This is a genomic window from Streptomyces pathocidini, from assembly GCF_001418495.1.
Lineage (GTDB): Bacteria > Actinomycetota > Actinomycetes > Streptomycetales > Streptomycetaceae > Streptomyces > Streptomyces pathocidini.
Map to the genome: position 1 here is coordinate 1 of NZ_LIQY01000290.1, position 3,831 is coordinate 3,831.

Here is a 3,831-nt window from a genome sequence, read left to right on the forward strand (position 1 = left end):
CCAGGTCCCGCACACCGCACCAGGTCCCGCACACCGCACCAAGTCCCGTACAACCCGCCCAGGCCAGGCGCAGCCGAACCCGCACCACGTACACGTTCGCCCAACGGGAGGCAGCTCGTGACCCCTCGCCCCGCCCACGACCGTCCGGACCACGACCGTCCGGACCGCGACCGTCCGGACCGCGACCGTCCGGGCCACGAGCCCGCCCGGCAGGCCCCGGACCCGGCCCCCCGCACGGGGATCTGGCTCATCGGCGCCCGCGGCTCCGTCGCCACCACCGCCGTCGCAGGGTGCGCGGCCATCGCCGCGGGGATGCACGAGCCCACCGGCATGGTCACCGAGACCGCCCCCTTCGCCGGCTGCGCCCTCCCACCGCTCTCCTCCCTCGTCTTCGGCGGCCACGACACCGCCAGTTGCCCGCTGCCCAAGCGGGCCGAGGCGCTGGCCGCGGGCGGTGTCCTGCCGCACGGGCTGCCCACCGCCGTACGCGCCGAACTGGCCGCCGCCGACGCGGCGATCCGCCCCGGCGGGCCGCTCCCCGCCGACGGCCGCACCGACGGCGAACTGGTCGACGCGTTCGCCGCCGACCTCACACACTTCGTACGGGAACACGGCCTGGCCCGGGCGGTCGTCCTCAACGTGGCCTCCACGGAACCGGCCCCCGGGCCGGGCGAGGACCGGCTCCCGCCCAGCTCCCTCTACGCGGCGGCGGCCCTGCGCGCGGGCTGCCCGTACGTCAACTTCACGCCGTCCACCGGGCTGCACCACCCCGCCCTGGAGGAGGCCGCCGGGACTTCCGGACTCCCGTACGCGGGGCGGGACGGCAAGACCGGGCAGACGCTGCTGCGGTCGGTCCTGGCGCCGATGTTCCTCCAACGGGCGCTGGAGGTACGGGCCTGGTCCGGCACCAACCTGCTCGGCGGCGGCGACGGCGCCTCCCTCGCCGACCCGGCCGCCGCGGCGGCCAAGAACGCGGGCAAGGCACGCGTCCTGTCCGACACGCTCGGCGGGCTCCCCGACGGGGACCTGCACATCGACAACGTGCCCGCGCTGGGGGACTGGAAGACCGCGTGGGACCACGTGGCCTTCGAGGGCTTCCTCGGCGCCCGGATGGTCCTCCAGACCATCTGGCAGGGCTGCGACTCGGCCCTGGCCGCGCCGCTCGTCCTGGACCTGGCCCGCATCACCGCCGCCGCGCACGCGGCCGGGATCTCGGGCCCGCGGCCCGAACTCGCCTTCTTCTTCAAGGACCCGGACCCCGGCGCCCCCGCCTCTCTCCCGGACCAGTTCGCCACCCTCCTCACCTTCGCCGCCCGACTGAGGGAGGCGGCGGCGTGACGCGGCCGCTCCGCGGAGGCAGCGGGACCGGCGGTCGGGCCACGGCCGATGACGCATCGGCCGGGCCTGCCGCACCCGGACCACGGGCGAGGGACGCCGACGGGACGGCCGCGGCCGGGACTGACGCCGGTTCTCGCGACGAGTGGGTGGCCGTGCCGCGGCCCGGCGCCGTACCCCCGGGCGGTCCGGCCCGCACCGGGCCGCCCGGCGGCGGGCGCGCTTCGGCCTGGGCCGAACTGATGCGCGTCTCCGCGCTGTTCACCGTGCCCGGTGACGCCCTCGCGGGCGCGGCGGCCGCCGCGCTGCGCCCGAACCGCGGCACGGCGCTGGCCGCGGGGGCCTCGCTGTGCCTGTACGAGGCAGGCATGGCGCTCAACGACTGGGCGGACCGTGACATCGACGCCACCGAGCGTCCGCACCGCCCGCTCCCGTCCGGCCGCATCGCGCCGGGCGCGGCCCTCGCGGCCGCCGGAGGCCTCACGGCCGCGGCCCTGGCCCTGTCCGCCGCCGCGGGCCGCCCGGCCCTGGCCACGGCGACGGCCCTGGCGGCCGCGGTCTGGGCCTACGACCTGGGCCTGAAGAACACCCCCGCCGGACCCCTGTCCATGGCGACGGCCCGAGCACTGGACCTGCTGCTGGGAGCAGCGGCGACGGCGGGGGAGAGGACCCCGACGGCGTCCGTACGGGCCGCCCTCCCCTCCGCCGCACTCCTCGGCGCCCACACCCTCGCCGTCACCGGCATCTCCCGCCACGAGGCCCAAGGCGGCTCCTCCGCCGCCCCGTTGGCGGCCCTCGCGGTCACCGCCGGAATTGCGGGGCCGATCGTGCGCGCAGGCGCCGGGCGCAACGGTGGGCGACCCGGCACCGCCGCCGTGGCCACCGGCGGCCTCGCCGTCGCCTACGGCGCGGCCGTCGCGCGGCCGTACGCGCACGCCGTGCTCAATCCCTCGCCGCCGCTGCTCCAACGGGCCGTCGGGGGTGGGATCCGCGCCATGATCCCGCTGCAGGCGACCCTCGCGGCGCGCGCCGGGTCGGTGCGTACCGCGCTTCCGCTGCTCGCGCTCCTGCCCGTGGCGCGCCGTCTGTCCCGAAAGGTCAGCCCGACATGACCGACGCGAACCCGCCACAGGCACCGGCCACCGGGCTCCGGTTCGGCTACGGCACCAACGGGCTCACCGACCTCCGGCTCGATGATGCCCTCGCCCTGCTCGCCGACCTCGGCTACGACGGGGTCGGGCTCACCCTCGACCACATGCACCTCGACCCCCTCGCCCCCGAGCCCGAACTCGCCGCCCGCACCCGGCACATCGCCCGCCGCCTCGACCACCTCGGCCTCGGCGTCGCGATCGAAACAGGCGCGCGCTATGTGCTGGACGCGCGCCGCAAGCACCACCCCGCGCTCCTCGACCCGGACCCGCAGGCCCGCGCCGCCCGAACCGGCCTGCTGCGCATGGCCGTACGCATCGCCGCCGAGCTGGGCGCCGGCACCGGCGCCGTACCCGTGCACTGCTTCAGCGGCCAAGCCCCGCCGGGCACCGCCGAAGGCGAAGCCTGGGAGCGCCTCGCCGAGGCCATCACGCCCGTACTCGACGCGGCCCGTGCCGCGGGCGTGCCGCTCGCGATCGAGCCCGAGCCGGGGCACCTGCTGGCCGACCTCGCCGGATTCCACCGGCTCCGCAAGACGCTCGGCGACCCCGAAGGGCTCGGGCTGACGCTGGACATCGGCCACTGCCAGTGCCTGGAACCGGCGCCGCCCGCCGACTGCGTACGCGAGGCCGCTCCCTGGCTGCGCCACGTCCAGATCGAGGACATGCGGCGCGGGGTCCACGAACACCTCCCGTTCGGCGAGGGCGAGATCGACTTCCCGCCGGTCCTGAGCGCCCTCCGCGAGGTGGGCTACGACGCCCTGGTAAGCGTCGAACTCCCCCGCGACTCCCACGCGGGCCCAACCCTCGCGGAGTCCTCCCTGACCTTCCTGCGCGAGGCGGACCGCGTGGCCGGTGAGGGCCGGTCCGAAGGCGCCCACCAGTCGGCCCTGTCAGCCGACCCGGCCGATGGGGCCGACGGGGCGACCGAAGCAGGGAGAGACCGACCGATCGACGGGGCGCGTGCGCAGGGCGCCCACCGAACGCCGGAGGCCGCTCGTGCCGAGTGACGACGGGTCCACCTGCATCGACGGCCTGCGCGCCGGGCTCTGCGCCGGACTGAGCCCGGAGGCCCGGACGTGGCTGGACGCGGCCCTCGCCGAGGCCGCCCGCGCGCGGGCACGGGCCGAGGCCGCTCCGGTCGGCGGACCCGCCGCTGAGGGCCACCGGCCCGGGGGGCCCGGCCCGGCGGGCAGCACCGGAGCCGCGCTCAGCCGATCCGGCCCGGCGCACCGCCTCCCCATCCCCGCCTGGGAGTTGCGCTTCGCCGCGGCCGGCCGGCACTGCGGGCGCCGCGTACCGGGCCCGCGTGGCTCCGGCGGGGCGGCAGGCGCGCGGGCCCGGTACG

At 77.7% G+C, this 3,831-nt stretch carries 3 protein-coding genes and 1 pseudogene; all 4 read left to right on the top strand.

From position 1 onward, the window contains the following. Positions 1-240: 240 nt before the first annotated feature. Positions 241-1,338 (top strand): inositol-3-phosphate synthase, encoded by a 1,098-nt coding sequence (locus AOK16_RS15190; protein WP_055472786.1) that lies wholly within the window; start codon positions 241-243, stop codon positions 1,336-1,338. A 239-nt stretch (positions 1,339-1,577) separates the two neighbouring features. Then, positions 1,578-2,447, top strand: coding sequence for an SCO3242 family prenyltransferase (locus AOK16_RS15195; RefSeq protein ID WP_055472787.1), 870 nt, complete (start codon positions 1,578-1,580; stop codon positions 2,445-2,447). Further along, positions 2,444-3,493, top strand: a complete 1,050-nt coding sequence (locus tag AOK16_RS15200; RefSeq protein ID WP_079101408.1) for a sugar phosphate isomerase/epimerase family protein — start codon at positions 2,444-2,446, stop codon at positions 3,491-3,493. Before AOK16_RS15195 ends, AOK16_RS15200 begins: the two co-directional genes overlap by 4 nt. Then, a pseudogene (locus tag AOK16_RS15205) lies at positions 3,483-3,831 on the top strand (hypothetical protein); the annotation flags it as partial. The gene AOK16_RS15200 and the pseudogene AOK16_RS15205, both read left to right, overlap by 11 nt.